Origin of the sequence: Allofournierella massiliensis (assembly GCF_964241245.1) — a bacterium.
Classification (GTDB): Bacteria; Bacillota; Clostridia; order Oscillospirales; family Ruminococcaceae; genus Allofournierella; species Allofournierella massiliensis.
Genome location: NZ_CAXSWZ010000011.1, coordinates 55,234 through 79,016 on the forward strand (window position 1 = coordinate 55,234; position 23,783 = coordinate 79,016).

At 59.8% G+C, this 23,783-nt stretch carries 24 protein-coding genes; 6 read left to right on the forward strand and 18 right to left on the reverse strand.

From position 1 onward, the window contains the following. Positions 1-64: 64 nt before the first annotated feature. From glmS to rpmG, 8 genes are all read right to left on the reverse strand, one after another. A complete protein-coding gene (glmS, locus tag ACESYO_RS07585) occupies positions 65-1,885 on the reverse strand; it encodes a glutamine--fructose-6-phosphate transaminase (isomerizing) (RefSeq protein ID WP_346671783.1) in 1,821 nt (606 codons plus the stop codon). A 241-nt stretch (positions 1,886-2,126) separates the two neighbouring features. Further along, the gene (gene rplL, locus ACESYO_RS07590) at positions 2,127-2,501 is read right to left on the reverse strand and encodes a 50S ribosomal protein L7/L12 (RefSeq protein ID WP_058963490.1); all 375 of its coding nucleotides are present in this window, start codon (positions 2,499-2,501) and stop codon (positions 2,127-2,129) included. A gap of 90 nt (positions 2,502-2,591) precedes the next feature. After that, positions 2,592-3,104: a 50S ribosomal protein L10 gene (gene rplJ, locus ACESYO_RS07595; protein WP_058963489.1), complete on the reverse strand. Its 513-nt coding sequence runs from the start codon at positions 3,102-3,104 to the stop codon at positions 2,592-2,594. Between the two features lie 304 nt (positions 3,105-3,408). After that, the gene (rplA, locus tag ACESYO_RS07600; protein ID WP_087181889.1) at positions 3,409-4,104 is read right to left on the reverse strand and encodes a 50S ribosomal protein L1; all 696 of its coding nucleotides are present in this window, start codon (positions 4,102-4,104) and stop codon (positions 3,409-3,411) included. A 61-nt stretch (positions 4,105-4,165) separates the two neighbouring features. Further along, complete coding sequence (rplK, locus tag ACESYO_RS07605; protein WP_058963487.1) at positions 4,166-4,591, reverse strand: 50S ribosomal protein L11; 426 nt, start codon at positions 4,589-4,591, stop codon at positions 4,166-4,168. Between the two features lie 130 nt (positions 4,592-4,721). Then, positions 4,722-5,243, reverse strand: coding sequence for a transcription termination/antitermination protein NusG (gene nusG / locus ACESYO_RS07610; protein WP_276871797.1), 522 nt, complete (start codon positions 5,241-5,243; stop codon positions 4,722-4,724). A gap of 37 nt (positions 5,244-5,280) precedes the next feature. Further along, entirely contained in the window at positions 5,281-5,532 is a 252-nt protein-coding gene (gene secE / locus ACESYO_RS07615) for a preprotein translocase subunit SecE (RefSeq protein WP_276871798.1), read from the reverse strand. A 17-nt stretch (positions 5,533-5,549) separates the two neighbouring features. Then, complete coding sequence (gene rpmG, locus ACESYO_RS07620) at positions 5,550-5,699, reverse strand: 50S ribosomal protein L33 (protein WP_058963484.1); 150 nt, start codon at positions 5,697-5,699, stop codon at positions 5,550-5,552. Positions 5,700-6,010: 311 nt separating this feature from the next. On the opposite strand from rpmG, the gene ACESYO_RS07625 reads away from it, so the two are divergent. The 6 genes from ACESYO_RS07625 to ACESYO_RS07650 all read left to right on the forward strand — a co-directional run bounded on the left by ACESYO_RS07625 (position 6,011) and on the right by ACESYO_RS07650 (position 11,900). Beyond that, positions 6,011-7,090 carry a D-alanine--D-alanine ligase family protein gene (locus ACESYO_RS07625; RefSeq protein WP_373209700.1) on the forward strand — a complete coding sequence of 360 codons (1,080 nt, stop codon included), beginning with the start codon at positions 6,011-6,013 and terminating at the stop codon, positions 7,088-7,090. After that, entirely contained in the window at positions 7,083-7,895 is an 813-nt protein-coding gene (murI, locus tag ACESYO_RS07630) for a glutamate racemase (protein ID WP_346672607.1), read from the forward strand. Before ACESYO_RS07625 ends, murI begins: the two co-directional genes overlap by 8 nt. A 26-nt stretch (positions 7,896-7,921) precedes the next feature. Then, positions 7,922-8,365 carry a DUF1934 domain-containing protein gene (locus ACESYO_RS07635; RefSeq protein WP_058963481.1) on the forward strand — a complete coding sequence of 148 codons (444 nt, stop codon included), beginning with the start codon at positions 7,922-7,924 and terminating at the stop codon, positions 8,363-8,365. A gap of 56 nt (positions 8,366-8,421) precedes the next feature. Next, entirely contained in the window at positions 8,422-10,212 is a 1,791-nt protein-coding gene (gene argS, locus ACESYO_RS07640; RefSeq protein WP_373209699.1) for an arginine--tRNA ligase, read from the forward strand. Between the two features lie 130 nt (positions 10,213-10,342). Then, positions 10,343-10,750: a hypothetical protein gene (locus ACESYO_RS07645; protein ID WP_283128411.1), complete on the forward strand. Its 408-nt coding sequence runs from the start codon at positions 10,343-10,345 to the stop codon at positions 10,748-10,750. A 196-nt stretch (positions 10,751-10,946) separates the two neighbouring features. Continuing rightward, complete coding sequence (locus ACESYO_RS07650; protein WP_058963479.1) at positions 10,947-11,900, forward strand: L-lactate dehydrogenase; 954 nt, start codon at positions 10,947-10,949, stop codon at positions 11,898-11,900. Between the two features lie 103 nt (positions 11,901-12,003). Here ACESYO_RS07650 and ACESYO_RS07655 read toward each other — a convergent pair whose 3' ends face one another. The 10 genes from ACESYO_RS07655 to pyrE all read right to left on the reverse strand — a co-directional run bounded on the left by ACESYO_RS07655 (position 12,004) and on the right by pyrE (position 23,676). Next, positions 12,004-13,182, reverse strand: a complete 1,179-nt coding sequence (locus tag ACESYO_RS07655; RefSeq protein ID WP_373209698.1) for a DEAD/DEAH box helicase — start codon at positions 13,180-13,182, stop codon at positions 12,004-12,006. A gap of 134 nt (positions 13,183-13,316) precedes the next feature. Next, complete coding sequence (locus tag ACESYO_RS07660) at positions 13,317-14,138, reverse strand: MATE family efflux transporter (protein ID WP_373209697.1); 822 nt, start codon at positions 14,136-14,138, stop codon at positions 13,317-13,319. Beyond that, positions 14,020-14,673, reverse strand: coding sequence for an MATE family efflux transporter (locus ACESYO_RS07665; RefSeq protein WP_197410499.1), 654 nt, complete (start codon positions 14,671-14,673; stop codon positions 14,020-14,022). The genes ACESYO_RS07660 and ACESYO_RS07665 overlap by 119 nt, the downstream gene beginning before the upstream one ends. Positions 14,674-14,745: 72 nt before the next feature. Next, on the reverse strand, positions 14,746-15,192 hold the full coding sequence (locus tag ACESYO_RS07670) for a MarR family winged helix-turn-helix transcriptional regulator (protein WP_058963477.1): 447 nt from the start codon (positions 15,190-15,192) through the stop codon (positions 14,746-14,748). A 143-nt stretch (positions 15,193-15,335) separates the two neighbouring features. Continuing rightward, the gene (gene ftsH, locus ACESYO_RS07675) at positions 15,336-17,231 is read right to left on the reverse strand and encodes an ATP-dependent zinc metalloprotease FtsH (RefSeq protein WP_373209696.1); all 1,896 of its coding nucleotides are present in this window, start codon (positions 17,229-17,231) and stop codon (positions 15,336-15,338) included. Between the two features lie 105 nt (positions 17,232-17,336). Beyond that, the gene (locus ACESYO_RS07680; protein WP_373209695.1) at positions 17,337-17,822 is read right to left on the reverse strand and encodes a hypothetical protein; all 486 of its coding nucleotides are present in this window, start codon (positions 17,820-17,822) and stop codon (positions 17,337-17,339) included. Beyond that, positions 17,815-18,513, reverse strand: coding sequence for a hypothetical protein (locus tag ACESYO_RS07685; protein WP_373209694.1), 699 nt, complete (start codon positions 18,511-18,513; stop codon positions 17,815-17,817). Before ACESYO_RS07685 ends, ACESYO_RS07680 begins: the two co-directional genes overlap by 8 nt. Positions 18,514-18,668: 155 nt before the next feature. Next, positions 18,669-21,875, reverse strand: a complete 3,207-nt coding sequence (gene carB / locus ACESYO_RS07690; protein WP_058963473.1) for a carbamoyl-phosphate synthase large subunit — start codon at positions 21,873-21,875, stop codon at positions 18,669-18,671. A 3-nt stretch (positions 21,876-21,878) separates the two neighbouring features. Then, positions 21,879-22,970, reverse strand: a complete 1,092-nt coding sequence (locus ACESYO_RS07695; RefSeq protein ID WP_317407966.1) for a carbamoyl phosphate synthase small subunit — start codon at positions 22,968-22,970, stop codon at positions 21,879-21,881. A 112-nt stretch (positions 22,971-23,082) separates the two neighbouring features. Further along, a complete protein-coding gene (gene pyrE, locus ACESYO_RS07700; RefSeq protein ID WP_283129216.1) occupies positions 23,083-23,676 on the reverse strand; it encodes an orotate phosphoribosyltransferase in 594 nt (197 codons plus the stop codon). Positions 23,677-23,783: the final 107 nt, after the last annotated feature.

The following is a 23,783-nucleotide window of genomic DNA, read 5'->3' on the forward strand; positions in this document are numbered from 1 at the left end:
TATAAACAGCTGCCGCAGCCTTTGCAACCCCTTTGTCCGTTTCCGGTAAATTTCCGGGAACGTCTCATTCCACGGTCACGCTCTTGGCCAGGTTGCGGGGCTTATCCACGTCGCAGCCCCGCAGAACGCTCATATAATAGGCGAACAGCTGCAGCGGCACGATCATCAAAAGCGGCATGAACACGCTTTCCAGCCGGGGCAGGCGCACCACATAGTCCGCCGCACCCTCAGGCACCGTCGCTTCCTCCTTGCACAGCAGGATCACCCGTGCGCCCCGTGTTTTGACCTCTTTCACGTTGCTCAACGTTTTTTCAAACACATCGTCCTGAGTGGCCAGCGCAATCACCGGGGTACCCTCGGTAACCAGCGAAATGGTGCCGTGCTTCAGCTCACCGGCCGCGTAAGCCTCGCTGTGCACATAACTGATCTCCTTCAGCTTCAGGCTGCCCTCCAGCGACAGCGAATAGTCAAACCCCCGGCCCATGAAGAACAGGTCGCTGCTGTTCATGAACTGGCTGGCCAGATACTGGATCTGATCGCAGTTTTCCAGCAGCGGCTTCTGCAACGCGGGGGCTTTTTGCAGCTGCTCGGTCAGATAGCCCACCTCGTGCTCGTCCAGAGTACCCCGGGCCAGTGCCAGCCGCAGCGCCAGCAGATACATCACCGCCAGCTGCACACTGTATGCCTTGGTGCTGGCCACCGCGATCTCCGGCCCGGCGTGGGTGTAGATTGTCCAGTCTGCTGCGCGGGCGATGGAGGACCCCACCACGTTGACCACCGCCAGCGTTCTGGCGCCCTTTTCCTTCGCCAGCTTCAGGGCCGCCAGCGTATCCAGCGTTTCGCCGCTCTGGCTGATGATGACCACCAGATCCCCCGGATGAAGAATGGGGTCGCTGTAACGGAATTCACTGGCAATCTGGGTGAAGGCAGGCAGCCGGGCCATCTTTTCAATGGCGGTGCGACCCACCATACCCGCATGCATGGCGGTGCCGCAGCCCACGATGTGAATGCCGGTCAGCCCTTTCAGATATTCGTCGGTCAGGCCGCACTCGCTCAAATCCGGCAGGCCGCCCTTGATACGGGGACCGATGGTAGCCTGCAATGCCGCCTGCTGCTCGTAAATTTCCTTGAGCATGAAATGGGGATAGCCGCCCTTTTCCGCGGCCTCCATTTCCCACTGAGCTTCCATCCGGGGGCGCTCCACCGGCTGACCCAGCCGGTCAAACAGGCGGATGCTGTCCGGCTTCAGCTCCACCATATCGCCCTCCTCCAGCGCGATGTAGGTGCGGGTATGCCGCAGCAGAGCCGGAATGTCACTGGCCAGAAAGTTCTCTCCCTCGCCGCAGCCCACGATGAGCGGGCTGTCCTTCCGTGCGCCGTAGATCACACCCGGCCGGTCCCGGAACAGAATGGCAAGGCCATAGCTGCCCCGCACCTGAGCCAGCGTGCGGCGCATGGCATCCAGCGGGTCGCCCTGATAGTTGTGATCCATCAGCTTGACCAGCACCTCGCTGTCGGTCTCACTGCAGAATTCGTACCCTTTGCGGACCAGATATTCCCGCAGCTGGGCGTAGTTTTCGATGATGCCGTTGTGGACCAGACTTACCCGGGCTGCCGAGTGGGGGTGGCTGTTCACATCGCTGGGCGCACCATGGGTGGCCCAGCGGGTATGGCCGATGCCACAGCCGCTGTCCGGCAGGTGCAGCCCGGCCAGCTTTTCCTCCAGTGCACTCAGCCGACCCTGTGCCTTCGCCACCCGGATGCCATCCGGATAGCTCAACGCCACACCTGCCGAGTCATAGCCCCGGTATTCCAGTTTATGCAGCCCTTCCAGCAGAACGTCCAGACTGCCGGCCTTTCCCGAATATCCAACGATGCCGCACATGGCAATCGCCTCCCTATGCTGAAAATATAAATTTTGCGCACGTTTTTGCAAAACATGTGAATCAGTATAGCATACGCGCATCATATTTTCAATTTTATCCGCAAATTTTATATTTTCATACACAAGTTTTCGACGCAGTCGCCCGCCCCTTGGGCATTATCCCCGCAAAAAAGCAAAACAAAAGCCGCCGCCCAAAACGGGCGGCGGCCTTGCAGATGCTCAATCAGGCAAGAAGCAGAACTTACTTCAGCTCGATCTTGGCGCCGGCTTCTTCCAGCTTCTTCTTCATTTCCTCGGCGTCAGCCTTGGAAGCAGCTTCCTTCAGGGTCTTGGGAGCGTTGTCAACCAGCTCCTTGGCCTCCTTCAGGCCCAGACCGGTAGCTTCCTTAACAGCCTTGATAACGGCCATCTTGTTGGCGCCAACCTCAGCCAGCACAACGTCGAACTCGGTCTTCTCCTCAGCAGCGGGAGCAGCAGCGCCAGCAGCAGCGGGAGCAGCAGCAGCCACGGCGGAAACGCCGAACTCTTCGCAGTAGGTGTCGATCAGTTCCTTCAGCTCCAGAACGGTCAGCTCTTTAACAGCGTCAATGATTTTGGTGATTTTCTCAGAAGCCATTGTCATATACCTCCAATGTACTCAATTTTAAAATGATGTTCGTTCAGCGGCAGCGCTTATGCGCACCGCCCGGACGGGAAATTGCGTAACTTACGCAGCGGGCTCTTCCTCGCACTTGTCGGCGTAGGCCTGCATAGCAACGGCCAGACCGCTGAGGGTGCTGGTGAGAGCGCCAGCAAACATGGACAGCATGCCTTCGCGGTTGGGCAGCTTGGCGATGGCCTCAACCTCTTCCTTGGGCATAACAGCGCCTTCCATGTAGCCGATCTTTACGTTGTAAGCGCCCTTGGACGCCTCAGCGTACTTGCACAGGATGCGGGCAGCAGCCATGGGATCCTCGTGGGCGATGGCGATGGCGGTGGTGCCTTCCAGCACTTCGCTCATAGCCTCCAGCTCGGTATCCTTCAGGGCCAGACGCAGCATGGTGTTCTTCACAACCGCATACTCAACGCCAGCCTCACGCAGCTCCTTACGCAGCTTGGTATCATCGGCCACGTTGATGCCTTTGTAGTCAACGACCACACCGGCAACGGAAGCGGCGATCTTCTCCTTCAGAGCGGCAACATAAGCCTGCTTCTCGCTCAGAATTTTTGCACTGGGCATTTCGATTCACCTCGTTTCAAACCTTCGTAACTTCTACTTCGCACAAAAAGCCCCTTTCCCGGCTTGGCCAAGAAAGGGGCATAAACATACACAAGGCAAATTTACGCGGCTTCTCGGCAGGCGGGCGGGATGGCCTCTTATGCTCCTTATATCACATGAGCACCTGCTGTCTTAAAAACAGCATGAATAGTATACCGCAAAGCGCGCGGATTTGTCAAGTGATTTTTTGCGATTTTTCGCAAAAAAGCCGCCCCGCGGTTTGCGCGGGGCAGCGGTCTGCATCCTCGCAGCCGTCAGGCTGTGATTAGCCGCCGAACTTGGCGCCGTTCATCTTGATGCCAGGGCCCATGGTGGTAGCCACGGTGGCGCTCTTGATGTACTGGCCCTTCGCAGCAGCGGGCTTGGCCTTCACGATGGCGTCCATCACGGTGCGCAGGTTCTCGCCCAGCTTCTCAGCGCCGAAGCTGGCCTTGCCCACGGGCACATGGATGATGTTCTGCTTGTCCAGACGGTACTCGATCTTACCGGCCTTGGCTTCGGTAACAGCGCGGCCGATGTCGGGAGTAACGGTGCCGGCCTTGGGGTTGGGCATCAGACCACGGGGGCCCAGAACCTTACCCAGACGGCCAACCTGGCCCATCATGTCGGGAGTGGTAACCAGAACGTCGAAGTCAACAAAGCCTTCGTTCTGGATCTTGGCGATCAGGTCAGCGTCGCCAACCATCATCGCGCCGGCTTCCTCAGCGGCCTTGGCGGCATCGCCCTTGCAGATGGCGATAACGCGAACGTCGCGGCCGGTACCGTGAGGCAGCACAACAGCGCCGCGAACCTGCTGGTCAGCGTGGCGGCTGTCAACGCCCAGGCGGACGTGCAGCTCAACGGTCTCGTCAAACTTGGCCTTGGCGGTCTGGCAGCACAGAGCCAGAGCCTCGTCGGCCTCATACAGCTTAGAGCGGTCGATCAGCTTGGCGCTGTCGACATAGTGTTTACCATGTTTCATTACTTTTTCCTCCTGTGTGGTCTATCGGATTTAAGTTCCTCCCACGAATCCAGCGGGGTGATTACTCGGTTACGGTAACACCCATGCTGCGGCAGGTGCCGGCGATCATGCTGACAGCGCTTTCCAGGTTGGCAGCATTCAGGTCGGGCATCTTGGTCTTGGCGATCTCTTCCAGCTGAGCCTTGGTGATGGTGGCCACCTTGGTCTTGTTGGGAACGCCGGAACCGCTCTCGATGCCGCAGGCCTTCTTGATCAGCACAGGGGCCGGAGGAGTTTTGGTGATGAAGCTGAAGGAACGGTCAGCATACACGGTGATAACAACCGGGATGATGTAGCCCATGTCCTTCTGGGTACGCTCATTGAATTCCTTGGTGAACGCCATGATGTTCACGCCGTGCTGGCCCAGAGCGGGACCAACAGGGGGAGCCGGAGTCGCTTTGCCGGCGGGGATCTGCAGCTTAATATAGCCAGTTACTTTTTGCGCCATTTTAAATGCACCTCCAAAATTTGTGGTAAGCTAGCGGGCCGGGCTTATCCGGCCCTCCCACGGGCACCGGCAACCGCCAGCGCCCTATAAAAACCGCATATAGCGGCTCTTACCATAAGGGTTTTTGCTGTCACAGGGGTTTGACCTGATCCAGCTCCAGTTCTGCGGGCGTTTCGCGCCCGAACATCGAAACCTTCACGCGCACCTTGCGATGCTCCATGTCGATCTCTTCCACAAGACCCACGAAGCCCTCCAGAGGACCTGCGTTGATCTCCACATTGTCGCCCACTTCGTAGTCCACAGTGGGCTCGGTCACGGTCTCCACGCCCAGCTTGTCCACCTCTGCCTGAGACAGGGGCACCGGCTTGGACGAGGGGCCCACGAACCCGGTTACACCGCGGCAGTTGCGTACGATGTACCAGCTTTCGTCGGTCATGACCATCTTCACCAGCACATAACCGGGGAAGATTTTGCGCTCGACCATGCGCTCCTTGCCGTCCTTGATTTCGGGCTCCATCATAACCGGAACCTTCACTTCATGGATCAGATCCTGCAGGCGGCGGTTGGCCACGATGGTCTCAAGGTTCTGTGCCACTTTGTTTTCATAACCGGAATAGGTATGCACAACATACCACATTGCCTGTTCTGCCATACGTTTACTCCCTTCCGCTTTTCAGGATGCGGCCGCTTTACAGATTTGCAGCGGCCTGCAGCACCAGATGCATGACCTCGCCGAACAGCAGGTCAAGCAGCAGGATGACGATGGCGGAAATGATCATAACCACCAGCACCACGATGCTGTTGTTGATGATCTGGCTCTTGGAGGGCCAAACCACCTTTTTCAGTTCGCTCTTGGTGTCGCGGAAGAACTTCCCGATCCCTTTGAACCAATTTTTGACCTTAGCAAAAAAACCGGGCTTCTTGGCAGTATTTTCAGCCATGGATGTTCCCGCCTTTCTTACTTGGTCTCGCGATGGACAGTATGCTTCTTGCAGAAACGGCAATACTTCTTCATCTCGAGCCGGTCAGGGCTGTTCTTCTTGTTCTTCATGGTGTTGTAGTTGCGCTGTTTGCACTCAGTGCAGGCCAGGGTGATTTTCACTCTCATTTGTCTTCGGCACCTCCATTTAACGGTTTGTTTAGCCTCCCTCGTGCTTGCAGGCCGTACCCTGAAAAAAGGCACAAAAAAATAAGCCTGCAAAATGAGGTGTAATCATCATAGCACATCCCGCCGGGGCCGTCAATACCAAACCCACAGATTTTTTTCGGCCTGCCCGGCCGCCTTTTACCTTTTGCCCATAGCGGCCAAGGCATTTTTATGGTATTATTAGAGTACTTATGTGCAACCGCCTCTGGCCGGTTCAATGTTTGGAGTAAATTGCGTTTATTATTCCCTTTGAGAGAAAGGTCTTTGCAGCTATGAACAAACTCAATGTGGCGCTGCTCTTCGGCGGCGTTTCCAGTGAACACGAGGTGAGCCGCGTTTCGGCAAGCACCATTGCCCGGGCGCTCAAGCCCTCCTCCTATCATCTTTATACTGTGGGCATCACCAGGGACGGCCGGTGGCTGTACTACTCCGGCCCCATTGAAAAAATGGCGGACGGCAGCTGGGAGCAGGACCCCTCCTGCGTGCCCTGCATGATCAGCCCCGACCGCTCGGATCACGGCCTGGTGCTCTGCCGTCACGACGGCACCTGGGCGGTGCTGCCCATGGATGTGGTGATCCCCGCCCTGCACGGCAAGAACGGCGAGGACGGCACCGTTCAGGGCCTGCTGGAGCTGGCAGGCATTCCCTATGTGGGCTGCGGCGTACTGGCAAGCGCCGTCTGCATGGACAAAGCGGTGGCCAACACCCTGATGGATGCGGCAGACATCGACCGCTGCGCCTGGGACTGGGCCAGCCGGCACGACTGCGCGGATTTTGACGCGCTGGAGGCCCGCCTGGCCGAAAAGCTCCACTACCCCATCTTCGTGAAGCCCGCCAACGCGGGCAGCAGCGTGGGCATCAGCAAGGCCTCGAACAGGGCCGAGCTGGAAAAGGCCATTCAGGTGGCCCTGGCCGAGGACAACAAGGTGGTCTTTGAGCGCTTTGTGCAGGGCCAGGAGGTGGAATGCGCGGTAATCGGCAACCAGGTCTGCGTCTCCACCCGCCCCGGCGAGATTCTGGCCAGCGAAGCCTTCTACACCTACGAGGACAAATACGTGCTGGGCACCAGCCGCACCGTGATCCCCGCTCACCTGAGCGAGGAGGTGCTGGACCGGGTGAAGGCCCAGGCGGAAAAGGCCTACCGGGCTCTGGGCTGCGAGGGCCTTGCCCGGGTGGACTTTTTCGTGGAAAACGGCGACACCATCCTGCTCAACGAGATCAACACCCTGCCCGGTTTCACCTCCATCAGCATGTATCCCAAACTGATGGAAGATGCGGGCAAGCCCATCGATCAGCTGCTGGATGAGCTGATTGGCCTTGCGCTGGAGCGCGCGGGGGTACGCCATGGATAAGCGGCCCATCGGCGTGTTCGATTCCGGCATGGGCGGCCTGACGGCGGTACGTCAGCTGCAGGTCATGCTGCCCGGGGAGGACATCGTCTACTTCGGCGACACCGGCCGGGTGCCCTACGGTACCCGCAGCCCGGAGACCATTCGCCAGTACGCCGAGCAGGACATCCGCTTTTTGCTCAGCCAGGACGTGAAATTTCTTCTGGCCGCCTGTGGCACGGTGAGCAGCACCCTGCCCAAATCCTACACCGAGGCGCTTCCTGTGCCCTATGTGGGCGTGGTGGGTGCGGCGGTAGCCGCAGCAGCGGCCGCCACGAAAAACAGCCGCATCGGCGTGATTGCCACCCCGGCCAGCATCCGCAGCCGCAGCTACGAGACCCGCATCCGGGACATTCTGCCCGATGCCGAGATCTTCACCAGAAGCTGCCCCATGTTCGTGCCGCTGGTGGAAAACGGCTATGTGGGCCCGAACGACCCCATCACCACCGCCATTGCCCACGAGTATCTGGACGAAATCCGCGCCAAAGGGGTGGACACCCTGATTCTGGGCTGCACCCACTACCCGCTCATCGCCCACATCATTGCACAGGTGATGGGCCCCGATGTGACCCTGATCGATTCCGGCCGGGAGGCAGCCCTCAAAACCCGGGATATGCTGACCCGAATGAATCTGCTCAGTGATGCCGGGCAGGGCACCACCCGCTATTTCATGAGCGACTCCCCGGAGAGCTTCTCCTCAGCGGTCCGGCTGTTCATCGGCCCTCAGGGCGAGGGTACGGCCAGCCAGATCGCCATTGAGCAATACTGAACCCAAAAGGAGGTCCCCGCCATCCCATGAACGAGGATTTTCTCATCCGAATTGACGGCCGCATGGAGCAGGCCGGCGAGACCGATTCGGTGGAGCTGATGACCCGCGGCAGCTTTGTGCGCCGGGGCGGCAGCTTTTTCATCACCTACAAGGAAAGCGAAACCACCGGTTACGCCGGCTGCACCACCACTGTGAAGGTGGCTGAGGACGGCCGGAAGGTTGCCATGCTGCGCTTCGGCCCCGCCGCCAGCCAGCTGATCATTGAAAAAGGCACCCGCCATCTGTGCCACTACGAAACCGGCTACGGCTCCATGACGCTGGGCGTGGCCGCTGACGAGATTGAAAGTCAGCTCTCCGACGAGGGCGGCCAGGTGAAGTTCAGCTACACGCTGGATGCTGATCAGGATGTGGTCCTCAGCCGCAATCTGGTAACCATCACCGTGAAAAAAGCCGAGCGCACTCCCCTTTGATGTTCCCGGCGCGGCACGCGCCTGCAAAGTTTAAAAGGAAAGGAATACCGATCACTATGACCAATACGGAATACGAATCCATGATCGCTGAGATGAAGGAAACCTACAAGAACTACAACCCCCGCAAGGCTGCGCTGGACGAGGCCCGCGCCCTGCTTACCCAGGCCGCTCAGGCTGCCATGGCCGCCGGTGAGCTGCCCCAGACCGATCTGCCCGACTTCATCGTGGAGATCCCCGGCGACGTGAAGAACGGCGACGTGGCCAGCAACCTGGCCATGGCCGGCGCCCGGGTGTTCAAAAAGGCTCCCCGCCAGATTGCCGATGCCATTCTGGCCCATCTGCCCAGCCTGGAAAACAGCATCTTCTCCAAAGTTGAGGTGGCCGGCCCCGGCTTCATCAACCTGTTCCTGGCTCCGGGCTGGTTTTCCAGCGTGGTTTATGGTGCAACCCTGAACGAGCAGTACGGCCGCACCGATTTCGGTGAGGGCAAGAAGATCAACGTGGAATTCGTTTCCGCCAACCCCACCGGCCCCATGCACCTGGGCAACGCCCGCGGCGGCGCTCTGGGCGACTGCCTGGCCGCTGTGATGGACTGGGCCGGCTACGACGTGACCCGTGAGTTCTATGTGAACGACGCGGGTAACCAGATCCAGAAGTTCGGCAAGAGCCTGTCCGCCCGCTATCTGCAGCACTTCAAGGGCGAGGAGGCCGTGCCCTTCCCCGAGGACGGCTATCAGGGCGAGGACATCAAGGTTCTGGCCAGCGAATTCGCCGCCATCGAGGGCGACAAGTATGTGGACGCCGACGAGGAGACCCGCAAGCAGGCCCTGATCAACTACGGCCTGCCCAAGAACATCGCCGGTCTGGAGCGGGATCTGGCAAAGTACCGCATCACCTACGATGTGTGGTTCCGCGAGAGCACCCTGCACGACTCCGGCGCGGTGCAGGCCGTGATCGACAAGCTGCTGGCCACCGGCGCCTGCTACAAGGCCGAGGACGGCGCCATCATGTACAAGAGCGCTCAGTTCAGCGAGAAGTACGGCGCAGCCAACAAGCGCAAGGATGAGGACGAGGCCAAGGACGAGGTGCTGGTGCGCGCCAACGGCATTCCCACCTACTTCGCGGCGGACATCGCCTACCACTACAACAAGCTGGCCGTGCGCGGCTTCGACAAGGCCATCGACATCTGGGGCGCCGACCACCACGGCCATGTGGCCCGCATGAAGGGCGCCATGGACGCTGTGGGCCTGAACGGCGAGGATCTGGACGTGATCCTGATGCAGCTGGTCAAGCTGGTGAAGGACGGCCAGCAGGTGCGCATGAGCAAGCGGACCGGCAAGGCCATCACCCTGACCGACCTGCTGGACGAGGTGCCCATCGATTCCGCCCGCTTCTTCTTCAACCTGCGTGAGGCCGGCAGCCAGATGGACTTTGACCTGGATCTGGCCGTGAAGGAGGACAGCGACAACCCGGTATACTATGTGCAGTATGCCCACGCCCGCATCTGCTCCATCGTGAAGAAGCTGGCCAGCGAGGGCATCTCCTACGAAGGCCACACCGCCTGGGCCGGTTACCAGTTCACCGAGCCTGCCGAGCTGGAGCTGATCCGTGCCGTGAGCGCCTTCCCCGCCGAGATCGTGACCAGCGCCAAGAACTACGAGCCCGCCCGTATCACCCGCTATGTGATCGATCTGGCCGGCTCCTTCCACAAGTTCTACAACGCCTGCCGCATCAAGGACGCGGAGCCCGCTGCTCGTCAGGCCCGTCTGGCCCTGTGCCTGGCGGTCAAGCAGGTGATTGCCAACGTGCTGACCATGTTCAAGGTCACCGTACCCGAGAGCATGTAATCTGCAAAAACATAAAACGCCAAACGGCCCGTTCCCTCAAGGGGAGCGGGCCGTTTCTTTTCCGGGCACAGTGCGCGGCCGTATGCTATAATAAGGAAAAAGCGTTTTCTCTTGGAAAGGAAGTGTCTGTATGCTCTGGTGTTCTCACTGCCGGTGCAGCGCACCGGACGGCTCTCTGGTCTGCCCCCGGTGCGGAGGCTCTCTGGAGCCGATGCCCCGCGCGGAATGGAGCTTTTCCCTCAAGAACCGGCCCGGCCATCACACTCTGCAGGATCCGGTTCATCTGGCCAACCTGCCGGACTATGCGCTGGCCGGAATGCTGGCGGAAATTCTGGAGGACAACGGCATTCCCTGTCATATCCAGGAATCCGGCACACTGGGCAAGGCCTCCAGCACCTATCTGGGCACCTCCCTGCTGGGATACGACCTGTATGTGGAGCGCGACCGGCAGCAGGAAGCCGGGGAATGGATGAACGCCTTCCTGAATGCGCCCGACGAAACGGCTGATTCCGAAGATTCTGAATTTCCATCCTGTTAACCGGGGATTTCTGCCCCGGTCAGGACTTTGGCCAGTCTGCCAAAAATCTTTTTCCTGTTTTATGCAGATTGACAAAGCCCCCCTTCTGTTTCATAATAAAAGCCAGAGTGTCGCCCGGAACCTTCCGATGCGTGCTCTGGCTTTTTTCTGTGCCGCCACGGCACATCCCAATGAGATTGTTAGGAGGAATCCCCTTATGCGTATGAAAGAAGGCAAGCTGGTGCTGATCGGCGCCGGCATGGTGGGCAGCGCTACTCTGAACGCCATTCTGGCCCAGAGTGTGGTCAGCGAGATCGTGGTGATCGATGCCAACGAGGACAAGGCTCTGGGCGAGGTGCTGGACGCTCTGCACACCACATCCTTTGCCTACTCCACCAACACCACCATCCGGGTGGGCAGCTACGCTGACTGCGCGGATGCCTCCATCATCGTGATGACCGCCGGCCCCAGCATTCAGGCCGGCGACAACGACCGCCGGGTGCTGGCGGAGAAGAACATTGCCGTGATGGACGCGGTGATGGCCGAGATCACCCGCTACACCCGCAGCGCCATCCTGATCGTGGTCACCAACCCGGTGGATCTGGTCACCTACTTCGCCCAGACCAAATACAACTACCCGGCCGACAAGATCTTCGGCACCGGCACCCTGCTGGACACTGCCCGCATGCGTCAGCTCATCGCCGCCCAGTGCGACGTGGACTCCAAGAACGTGCACGGCTATCTGCTGGGTGAGCATGGCGAAAGCGCCTTCATCCCCTGGAGCATGGTAAACGTGGCCGGCATCCCGGTGGATGAGCTGCCCCGGGCCTTCGGCCTGAGCGCCGCGCTGGACAAGGAAAAAATTCTGGCGGACACCAAGGCCTCCGGCCTGCGGGTGCTGAAGCTGAAGGGCTTCACCTCCAGCGGCATTGCCCAGAGCGTGGCCCGGCTGGTTCGTGCCATTGTGCTGAACGAGCGCTGCGTACTGCCGGTAAGCTGCGTGCTGCAGGGCGAATACGATCTGGAGCAGGTGGCCATGAGTGTGCCCTGTGTGATCGGTGCGAACGGCCGTGAGCGGGTGCTGGAAGTGACCCTGCTGCCCGAGGAGCAGGATCAGCTGGCTGCCTGCTGCGAGAGCCTGCAGAAAATGCTGCTGCAGCTGGGCCTGTAATTTCTGCCACACAAACAAAAGCGCATCCCTGACGAGATGCGCTTTTCTTGTTATCAGATTCCAAAAAGCAGGCAGGTTTTCCACAAACTTCGCCCGGGACTGTTTAAAAGTAGCTGCGGATCTGGAACTTGTCCACCTTTTCCACCTTTTCCTCGATCAGGGCGGTGTGGTCCTCGTTCCAGTGCACCGGAATGGCCTCGTTGCGGGTCAGCCGCAGCAGCTCGTCCACCCGTTTCTGCTCCTCGGCAGTATACAGCAGGTAGGACACGCCCTCCCGCTTGGCGCGGCCGGTGCGGCCGATGCGGTGGGTGTAGTGCTCGTTGGCGCCCGGTACATCGTAGTTGATCACCGCATCCACGTCGTCCACGTCGATGCCGCGGGCGGCCACGTCGGTGGCCACCAGCACCGCGATGTTGCCCTCCCGGAAGCTGGCCATGATCTTGTTCCGGTCGCTCTGGGAAAGGTCGCCGTGCAGGCAGTCCACCACAAAGTTCAGCCGGGCCAGCTGGTTGGTCAGGATGGCGGTGGTGAACTTTGTGTTGCAGAATACCATCACCCGCTTGTACTCGCCGGAGATGATGATCTGGGCCAGATCCGCCAGCTTGTTGCGGCCGTTGGTGAGCAACTTATATTGGTGGATCTTGGGCTGGCTTTCCAGCACCGGCTGCACGCTGATCTCCTCCGCATCCCGCTGGTAGAGCCAGCCAATGTCCATCACCTCGCGGCTGATGGTGGCGCTGAACATGCACAGGCTCTTGCGTGCCTTCATGGAATCAATGATCCGGCGCACGTCCTTGTAGAAGCCCATGTTCAGCATCTCGTCCGCCTCGTCCAGCACGATGCTGGTCACACCGCTCACGTCGATGTTCTTGTGGTGCATGTGGTCCATCAGGCGGCCGGGGGTGGCCACCACGATCTGGCAGCCCTTCTTCAGCTTCTCGGCCTGACGCTGGATGTTGGCGCCGCCGTACACGCAGACGATGCGTACCTTGGGCAGGAAATGGGCCAGCTCGGTGAGCTCCTCGGCAATCTGCTGGGCCAGCTCACGGGTGGGGGCCAGAATCACCGCCTGGGGCTTGTTGCTCTCGGGATTGATGCGCTCGATGATGGGAATGCCGAAGGCGCAGGTTTTGCCGGTACCGGTGGGGGCCTTGGCGATTACGTCCTTGCCTGCCATCATCACCGGGATGGCCTTCTCCTGCACCTCGGTCATCTCGGTGAAGCCCATCCGCTCCACCGCCTGCAAAATTTCGGGGCTGCATTTCAGCTCGCTGTATAACATATTTTATTTTCTCCGTTTCGTATAGCCCCGCCCGGTCCCGTGCGCTGCTGCGCACATCCGGCCGCGGGGGTTTTCTTTTTTGTGCATACATGGTTATTATAGCATGCCCGGGCTTGAAACGGAATAGCTCGCCCTCAACCCTGTTCCGAATCGGTCGCGGGATGCTGCCTCCGCAGCGCCCGCACCAGCAGAAACAGCGCAATGACAATGGACAGATAATCCGCAGTGGTCTGGGTGAAATTAATGCCCTTCAGACCAAACACCTGCCCCAGCACAAACAGCAGCGGAATGAAAAACAGCCCCTGACGGAACAGCGAAAGCAGCGTGGCCGGAATCGGCCGATCCATGGCCTGCAGGCTGTTGATGGTCAGAAACAGCAGTCCCAGAATCGGCCCGGCCAGCGAAGTGGCAACCAGCATGTTGGCGCCGTATTCGATCACCTGGGCGTCGTCGATGAACACCCGGATCACCTGGGGGGCAAATCCGATGTAAATTCCGCTGAGCAGTGTGCCGCACACCAGCGTGAGTGCTCCGCTGAACCACAGAATGTCCCGGAATCGCTTTGCTGCCCCGGCCCCGTGGCAGTAGCCCAGCAACGGCTGAATGCCGTTGGTGATCCCCATGTGAACAAATACGATGAACATGTATACCTTGGTTACAATGCCCATGGCTGCCACCGCTGTGTCGCCATAGGGCACCAGCGCGTTGTTCAGCAACACGGTGGAAATGCTCATCAGGGCTGAATTGATTCCCGCCGGAATTCCGATGCTCACCACCCGCCGGGCGATCCGGCCACAGCCGGCCAGATACCGGGGATTCATGGAGAGCATTGCACTTTTACGGGTCAGATACCAGATATAATATACGCAACCGAACACATTGCCCAGCACCGTGGCAATGGCTGCACCGGCAGTGCCCATGTCCAGCGTCAGAATGAAGATGGGGGTCCAGCACAATGTTCACCACCGTACCGATCATGCCGCCCAGCATGGAGGCGTTGGCCGCACCCTCGCCCCGCACCACATGGCCGAAGGAATTGGCCAGCAGAATAAAGGGTGCGCCCACCGCAATATAAAACAGGTAATCCCGGGAAAATTCCCAGGTGTCCGGCGTGCTTCCCAGAATGCGCAAAAGCGGTTCCATGCCCAGCAGGATGGCTGCCGTAGCCAGTAGCCCCACAGCCAGCGAACTGTAAAAGCAGAAGGCCGAAGCCGCCCTGACCCGCTTTTCCTCCTTCTGCCCCAGCAAAATCGAGATGGTCGCACTGCCGCCAATGCCGATCAGATTGGCCACCGCCATGTACATCACAAACACCGCGTTGGTCAGCGAAACCGCCGCCACCTGGCAGGCATCGTGGGTCTGGCCCACAAAAAAGGTATCGGCCATATTGTAAATCACCAGCACCAGCGACGAAATCACCGTGGGGATGGCCATGCGCATCACCGCTTTTCGTACCGGCGTGCGCAGAAACAGTTCCTGATCACTTTTCATTTCTTTCCCTCTTCCCTCTTTTGTTTGGTAGCAAACAATTGGCGGGCAACTGCCCCTTTCAGGGCCGCCCGCTTACAGGTTGGCCTGCATGCGGGCCAGAAAACGGCGCAGCTGCTCCAGCTCCTCCGGGGAGAAGCCGTTCACCAGTTGTCGTTCCAGCTCCTGCCGGATGGCGGAATACCGCTGCTGCAGCTGACGGCCCGCAGGCTCCAGCTGCAGCGCCTTGCGCCGGCCATCCTGTGCGTCACTCACCCGCCGGATCAGGCCCTTCTCCTCCATCAGCGCCAGCATTTTGGAGGCAGTGGCCCGGTTGATGGCAAACTCCTCCTCCACATCCCGCTGGAACACCGGCTCACCCATCTGCTCCTGATGGAACAGAAAATCGGTGATCCACATGTTCTGCAAGGTACACTCCTTCATCTGCCGCCGGTCATACAGCGAATGGATGCGCCGCAGAATCTGGTTATCCAGCTTTTTGATCTGAAGGCTCACGTCCTGATTCTGAGGATTTTGCTGCACGATCCATTCCCCCTGTTTTTTGTTTGCTTGCAAACAAATTGTAGAGAGATGTGCCCGCCTTGTCAACGCTTTTGTTCCGCCTCACACAAAAAGGCACGGCGTTTTGTGGAAAAACGCCGTGCCGGGGATGCTTATTTGTATTCTCAGCCGGGCAGCTGCTGTTGTGCCGGGGCTGTGGGTTCAGGCTGCCGGTTCAGAATCTCCATGAATTCCTCGCCGGTGATGGTCTCCCGCTCCATCAGGAAAGCGGCCAGCTCGTGCAGCTTGTCCACGTTGTCCTTCAGGATTTCCATGGCCTTGGCGTGAGCAGATTTGATCAGCTCCAGCACCTCCTGGTCGATCTTCTCCGCAGTGCCCTCGCTGCAGGCCAGCGAAACATCGCCACCCAGATACTGGCTGTTCACGGTGGCCAGCGCCATCATGTCGAACTCCTTGCTCATGCCCAGACGGGTCACCATGTTCCGGGCCAGACGGGTGGCCTGCTCAATGTCGTTGGAAGCACCGCTGGTATAGCTGCCGAAGATCAGCTCCTCGGCGGCACGGCCGCCGGTAAAGGTGGCAATCTTGTTGAAGGCCTCCTCCCGGCTGAGCAGGTTGGTCTCCTCCTCGGGCACCTGCAGGGTGTAGCCCAGTGCGCCGGAGGTGCGGGGTACAATGGTGATCTTGGCCACCGGGGCGCTGTTGGTCTGCTTTGCAGCCACCAGCGCATGGCCGATCTCGTGGTAGGCCACAATTCGCTTTTCCTTGGGATTCAGCACCTTGTTCTTGCGCTGATAACCGGCGATTACCGTCTCCACCGCTTCCATCAGATCGCTCTGGTTCACGATGCGGCGATTCTGCTTTACCGCCCGCAGCGCGGCCTCGTTCACCATGTTGGCCAACTCGGCGCCGGACGCGCCGCTGGTGGCACGGGCAATGGCCATAAAGTCCACATTCTCGTCCACCATAACCTTTTTGGCGTGCACCTTCAGAATGGCGGCACGGCCTTCCAGATCCGGCAGCTCCACCGGGATGCGCCGGTCGAACCGGCCGGGACGCAGCAGGGCCTTGTCCAGGGTTTCCGGGCGGTTGGTGGCCGCCAGAATGATCACACCCTTGCTGCCGTCAAAACCGTCCATCTCGGTGAGCAGCTGGTTCAGGGTCTGCTCCCGTTCGTCGTTGCCGCCGCTGATGCCGGCAGCATTGTCACGGCTCTTGCCAATGGTATCGATCTCGTCGATGAACACGATGCAGGGGGCCTTCTCCGCGGCCTGCTTGAACAGGTCACGCACACGGGCTGCGCCCATGCCCACGAACATCTCCACAAATTCGGAACCGGCGATGCTGAAGAAGGGCACGCCCGCCTCACCGGCGACCGCCTTGGCCAGCAGGGTTTTACCGGTACCCGGAGGGCCCACCAGCAGCGCACCCTTGGGCAGGGTGGCGCCGATGCTGTTGTACTTGCTGGGGTTATGCAAAAAGTCCACGATCTCGGCCAGGGCTTCCTTGGCTTCGTCCTGCCCGGCCACGTCCGCGAAGGTCTTGCCGGTCTGGGCCTCCACATACACTTTCGCATTGGATTTGCCGAAGCTCATGGCGTTGGAACCACCCATCCGCTTCATCATAAAGCGCATGAGCAGCTGGCCCAGCAGCACCATGAACAGCACCGGCAGCACCACGCTGAACAACAGGTTCATGATGGGCGAGGTCTTGGTGGGGATCACGCCGCCGTACTCCACCTCGCCGCCTTCGGGATTTTTAGCCTCCAGCAGCCGTTCCACGCGGTCCGGGTCATTGACCCACGCGGTCTGATAGATCCGCTCCTTGCCGTTTTCATCCAGTGCCTGATAGGTGATGGTGCCATTGGACGCATCCTCCTGCACCACGCTCACCTTACCCTCTTCCAGATCGGTGACGAAGCGATTGTAGCTCACCTCGGTCACCGATCCGCGCATGATGTTGGGGAACACCAGCGCATTGAGCAAAAGCAGGATCACCACCGCGGCCACATAGTAATAAATCAGTGCCTTTTTGGGATTTTTGGGTCCTGTCGTTTTCATATTCACTCCGCCTTTTTCAAGTGGTATCGGTTCAATTCTACTATTCTAGGATACATTCCCGATATGAAGAATATATGAACGTTTCTAAAAGATTTCGCGCACAATTCAGGGCAGCTCCACTTCGCCCAGTTTCAGTGGCATTTCGCCGTAGGGATCCAGTGTGATCTGAACGGTTTTGCCCTTCATTTCCTCCGGGTCCACCTCCAGAATCAGCTCCACATCTCCGATGCAGCCCACCGGCACACAGGGCTCGGTTTCCATCGTTACATTTTCATCCCAGGGCTCCCACACATCCACCGCATAACGGTCGCCTTTTGCCGGAGCTACCCCCAGATTCCACCCGGCAATAAAGATGTCCTGATCGCTGTTGTTGGTGAGCACGAAGCGCAGGCGATAGTAGTTGTAGCCCTCCTCTGCCCCCTCGGGCTGCACCGGCTCGATTTCCACACCCTCCATGGATGCATACCAGCCGGGGGCCATGTTCAACGCACTCAGGTGCACCGCACCCCATACACCTACCCCCAGCACCGCCAGCACCAGGAGTCCGGCCAGCACCCAGAGACCCATTCCCTTTCTGGTATCCTCAATCATTGCCGGCCACCTCCTGCGCAAAGCTCACAGGCACGCCTGCCGCCTGCACGCTTTCGTTGTTGTAGTCCTCGTCCTTTTCCAGCCAGTGCATCCAGAAGGTGCCCTCGCTCACGGATTCCGGCACCAGAAAATATACCCAGCCTTCCTCCATGCCGCTCTCGCACAGCTCATAGCCGTCCAGTGCCCGCATGGCCCATTCCGGATGCTCCTGCTCCAGCCGATAGCCCCCCAGATTGGGATAATAGGTTCCGCCGCACTGCAGATAAAAGGCTCCGCTGCAGTCCCACACGGTATCGTTCACAGCGCCCATGCTCAACGCTACCCGGACGATTTTCTCATCCTGTGCCGCACCGGTGATTCGGCCCATGTCCTCGCCCTGACCGCTCACCTTCATGGCGCGCTGCAGCGGGCCGAAGGAAAAGCTCTCGTCCGCCGGATACACAGACTGCTCCGCGCTGGGCACATAAACCGCGTTATTGCGCTGCATCTGGGCGCTTTTGCCCCAGATAAAAACACCCTCCACCAGCAAAACCGCCAGCAGGATGGCGCAGATGACCAAGGGCACCAGCCTTGCCGATCCCCCGCCTGCCCGCTCCGGGGTTTCGCCGGAAAACTGATCCGGCTCCTGCCAGGGCTCTCGTTCCGGTGCCTGCGCGTTCCAGGCATCGGAATGTGGTGCGTTTCGCTTCATGGACCCCGCCTCCTCTTCCGGCACATGCCCCGCTGGGGCAGCCGGTTTTCGTTTTCTTTTATTATACCGGTTCGAACAGATTCTGTCAGCAAAATGCATAAAGAAAACGCCGCCGGCATTTAGCCGGCGGCGTTTGAAAAAGCGGAATTTTTCCCTTACAGGGTGGAGATGTCGATCAGCTCCACATCGTCCAGTGTGGCGCCACTGCGCAGGGTCTCCACCAGCACCTTGGCGGTGTCGATGGCGGTCAGGCAGGGCACGCTCAGCTCCACAGCCTTGCGGCGCATCTTCACGCTGTCCAGATCCGGGTCACGGCCATGGTCGGAGGTGGAGATCACATAGTCCACCAGACCGCTTTCCAGCAGGTCCAGAATGTTGGGATGCTCGTCGCTGATGCGGCGCACGGTGTTGCAGGCAATCATGTTGCTGTTCAGGGTCTTGGCGGTGCCGCTGGTGGCATAGAGCTTGTAGCCCATGTCCTTCAGCTGCCAGGCGGTGTCCAGAATCTCCAGCTTGTCCGCGTTCTTCACGGTGATCAGGCAGCAGCTGCCGCTGCGGGGCTTCTGGAACTTGTAGCCGGCGCCCACCAGACCCTTCAGCAGCGCGTCGCTGAAGTTGCGGGCGATGCCCAGCACCTCGCCGGTGCTCTTCATCTCGGGGCCCAGCTGGGTGTCCACGCCGTGCAGCTTCTCAAAGCTGAACACGGGAACCTTAACGGCCACATAGGGTGCATCGGGACGGATGCCGGTGCCCCAGCCCATATCCTTCAGCTTCTCACCCAGCATGCAGCGCACGGCCAGTTCCACCATGGGAACTCCGGTCACCTTGCTGATGTAGGGCACGGTACGGCTGGAACGGGGGTTCACCTCGATGACGTAAACCTGATTGTTGTACACCACATACTGGATGTTCACCAGACCCACAACCTTCAGCTCGCGGGCCAGACGGCCGGTGTATTCCACCAGCATCTGCTTGATACGGGCAGACAGGGTGCGGGGCGGGTAGACGCTGATGGAGTCGCCGGAATGGATGCCGGCACGCTCCACATGCTCCATCATACCGGGAATCAGGTAATCCTCGCCGTCACAGATGGCATCCACTTCACATTCGGTACCCATCAGGTACTTGTCCACCAGAACCGGGTTCTCCATATCGGTGTGCTCGGCGATGATGGCCATGTACTCGGTCACATCGTCGGGGCCGTAGGCGATGATCATGTTCTGGCCGCCCAGCACATAGCTGGGACGCAGCAGAACCGGGTAGCCCAGCTCGCTGCCGGCGGCCAGCGCCTGTTCGGTGGTGAACACGGTGTGTCCCTTCGGGCGGGGAATGCCGCAGCGCTCCAGCAGCTCGTCGAAGCGCTCACGGTCCTCGGCCTCGTCGATGGCGTCCGCCGGGGTACCCAGCAGCTTCACGCCCAGCTCGGTCAGGTGCTTGGTGAGCTTGATGGCGGTCTGGCCGCCGAACTGTACCACGCAGGCCCAGGGCTTCTCGGTCTCCAGAATGTTCTCCACACTCTCGGGATCCAGCGGGTCAAAGTACAGCCGGTCGCCGGTGTCGAAGTCGGTGGAAACCGTCTCGGGGTTGTTGTTGGCGATCACAGCCTCGTAGCCGTATTTTTTCAGGGTCCACACGCAGTGCACGCTGCAGTAGTCGAACTCGATGCCCTGACCGATGCGGATGGGGCCGGAACCGAATACCAGCACCTTCTTTTTGTCGGTGGGATGGTCGGCGATAAACTGGGCGGCCTCGTTCTCCTCGTCAAAGCTGGAGTAGAAGTAAGGCGTGCGGGCGGCGAACTCGGCGGCGCAGGTATCTACCATCTTGAAGCCGGCGCGCAGGCGGGCGGGCAGCTCGGTGCAGCCGCTGATGCGCTTGATGGCCTTGTCGGTGAAGCCCTGGCGCTTGGCCAGCTTGTACAGCTCCATGCTCATCTCACCGGCAGCCAGACGCTTCTCAGTGTCGGCCAGCTTGGCGAGCTTGGACAGGAACCAGTAGTCGATCTTGGTGGCGGCGTAAATTTCTTCAAAGCTGAAGCCGCGCTTGATGGCCTCGAACACCACAAAGCTGCGGTCGGAATCGCACACATGCAGCTTCTGATGAATCTCCTCGTCGGTGCACTCGGCCAGATGGGGCAGATCCATGGTGTCCAGACCCAGCTCGATGGAGCGAACCGCCTTCATCAGGGCTTCCTCGAAGCTCTGGCCGATGGCCATTACCTCACCGGTGGCCATCATCTGGGTACCCAGATCCTTCTTGGCGTAAACGAACTTGTCGAAGGGCCACTTGGGGAACTTGACCACGCAGTAGTCCAGCGCAGGCTCGAAGCAGGCGCAGGTCTGGCCGGTGATGTCGTTGGTAATCTCGTCCAGGCTGTAGCCGATGGCGATCTTGGTGGCCACCTTGGCGATGGGGTAACCGGTAGCCTTGGAGGCCAGCGCGGAGGAGCGGCTCACGCGGGGGTTTACCTCGATGACCGCATACTCAAAGCTGTCCGGCTTCAGGGCGAACTGGCAGTTGCAGCCGCCCTCGATGCCCAGCTCGGTGATGATGCGCAGCGCGGAGGAGCGCAGCATCTGGTATTCCTTATCGGACAAGGTCTGGCTGGGGGCCACAACGATGGAGTCACCGGTGTGCACGCCCACCGGGTCGAAGTTCTCCATGTTACATACGGTGATCACGTTGCCCTTGCCGTCGCGCATCACTTCGTACTCGATCTCTTTCCAGCCGGCGATGCACTTTTCAATCAGCACCTGATGGATGGGAGACAGACGCAGACCGTTGGTGCCGATCTCGCGCAGCTGGGCCTCGTCCTCACAGATACCGCCGCCGGTGCCGCCCATGGTGAAGGCGGGGCGCACGATCACGGGGTAGTCGATCTCTTTGGCGAAGGCCAGCGCGTCGTCCAGGTTTTCCACCACCTTGCTGGGGATGCAGGGCTCGCCCAGCTTCTCCATGGTGTCCTTGAACAGCTGCCGGTCCTCGGCCCGGTCGATGGTCTCGGGCTTGCAGCCCAGCAGGCGCACGCCCTCGGCCTCCAGGAAGCCTTCCCGGGCCAGAGTCATGGCCATGTTCAGGCCGGTCTGGCCGCCCAGGTTGGGCAGAATGGAGTCCGGCTTTTCCTTCTGGATGATGCGCTTGATGACCTCGGGGGTCATGGGCTCCACATACACCCGGTCAGCGATGTTGGGGTCGGTCATGATGGTGGCGGGGTTGGAGTTCACCAGCACCACCTCAATGCCTTCCGCCTTCAGCGCGCGGCAGGCCTGGGTGCCGGAGTAGTCGAACTCGGCCGCCTGGCCGATGATGATGGGGCCGGAGCCGATCACCAGAACTTTTTTAATGCTCGTATCCTTTGGCATGGCTCAGCAGCCTCCCTTCATCATGTCCACAAATTCATCAAACAGGTAGTCGGTATCCTTGGGGCCGCCGCAGGCTTCCGGGTGGAACTGCACGGTGAAGCAATCCATGTTGTTGTAGCGGATGCCTTCCACGGTGCCGTCATTGGCGTTCACATGGCTCACCTCGCCCAGAGCTTTGTCCAGGCTGTCGCCCACCACGGCGTAGCCGTGGTTCTGGCTGGTGATGTAGGTGCGGCCGTGGGCCAGGTCGGTGACCGGCTGGTTCACGCCGCGGTGACCGTACTTCAGCTTTTCGGTCTTGGCGCCCTGCGCCAGCGCCATCAGCTGGTGGCCCAGGCAGATGCCGAAGATGGGCAGGCCCATTTTGGCAATCTCTTTCAGGTTCTCGATGATCTCCACGTTTTCCGCCGGGTCGCCGGGGCCGTTGGAGAGCATGATGCCGTCCAGACCCATCTCCTTCAGCTGGCTGGCGGTGGTGGTGGCGGGCACAACGCTCACCTTGCAGTCCCGCTTGACCAGGCTGCGCTGGATGTTGTTCTTGCAGCCGAAGTCGAACAGGGCCACATGATACTTGCCACCCTCGTTGAGCACGGTAGTCTCGGTGCGGGTCACGTTGGCCACGGCCTCGGTCACGTTGTACTCCCGGATGGCCTTCATCAGGGCCTCGTCCGCCAGAGCTTCCTCAGCGGTGGCGTACTCGGTGGTGAGCGCGCCGTTCATAACGCCGCTCTCCCGCAGCAGGCGCACCAGGCTGCGGGTGTCGATGCCCGCCAGACCGATGATGTTCTGCTCCTTCAGGTACTGATCCAGAGTTTTTTTGCAGCGGAAATTGCTGGGCGCGTCGCACAGCTCCCGCACAATATAACCAAAGGCCCAGATGCGGCCGGACTCGGCGTCCTCGCCGTTGATGCCGTAGTTGCCCACCAGAGGATAGCTCTGGGTGATGATCTGACCGTAATAGCTGGGGTCGGTCAGGGTCTCTTCGTAGCCCACCATACCGGTGTTGAACACCACTTCACCCACGCGGGTGCCGGTGGCGCCGAACTGCTGGCCTTCCAGCACGGTTCCGTTGGCCAAAACCAAAAAAGTTTTCAAGGCTCTAATCCCTCGCTTTCAGCGTTGTTTCAAAACTGCGGCCTTTGCTCTGTTGCCGGGCAAAGGCCGGCCCGGCCGGGCGAAAAATGCCCGGTCGGGCTCAGAAAAATGATCACAGGGTCTGCTTTGCCTGCTCCTTCATCTTGCGGCTGCCCAGGTGCACCAGAGGCAGTTTGCCCTCCTTGCAGATGGGGCACTCCTCGGGCAGGTAGTTGGGCAGGTCCAGCTTGGCAGCGCTGGCCAGGATGGGAATGGGAGAGGGAGCGTCGGCCTTGGTGCGGTCCACCACGCAGACGATGCCCAGGCACTCGCCGCCGGCCTCTTCGATCACACGCTTGGTCTCCAGGCTGGAGATACCGGTGGTTACCACGTCCTCAGCGATGATGCACTTCTCGCCGGGCTTGATGGCGAAGCGCTTCAGGGTCATCACATTGTCCACACGCTCGGTGAAGATGGCGCGCTTGCCCAGCTGGCGGCCCAGCTCGTAGGCGTACACGATGCCGCCCATGGCAGGGCCGACGATCACATCCACGTCCAGATCCTTCAGCTTCTCGGCCACATTCGCCATCACCTTGGCGCACTGGTCGGGGTACTGCTGCAGGAAAGCCATCTGGCAGTAAGCGCTGGAATGGCGGCCGCTGCTCAGCAGGAAGTGGCCTTCCAGAAAGGCCTCGCACTCTTTCAAAATCTCGATGGTGTTGTTCATGATAACCTCTCCTCTACTCTATCTGAAAACAATTGATAACGGATCTGTCTTTGGCAGTTTTTATACCATCAGTTATAAATCGACTTTATTTTACGCAAACTCCCCGC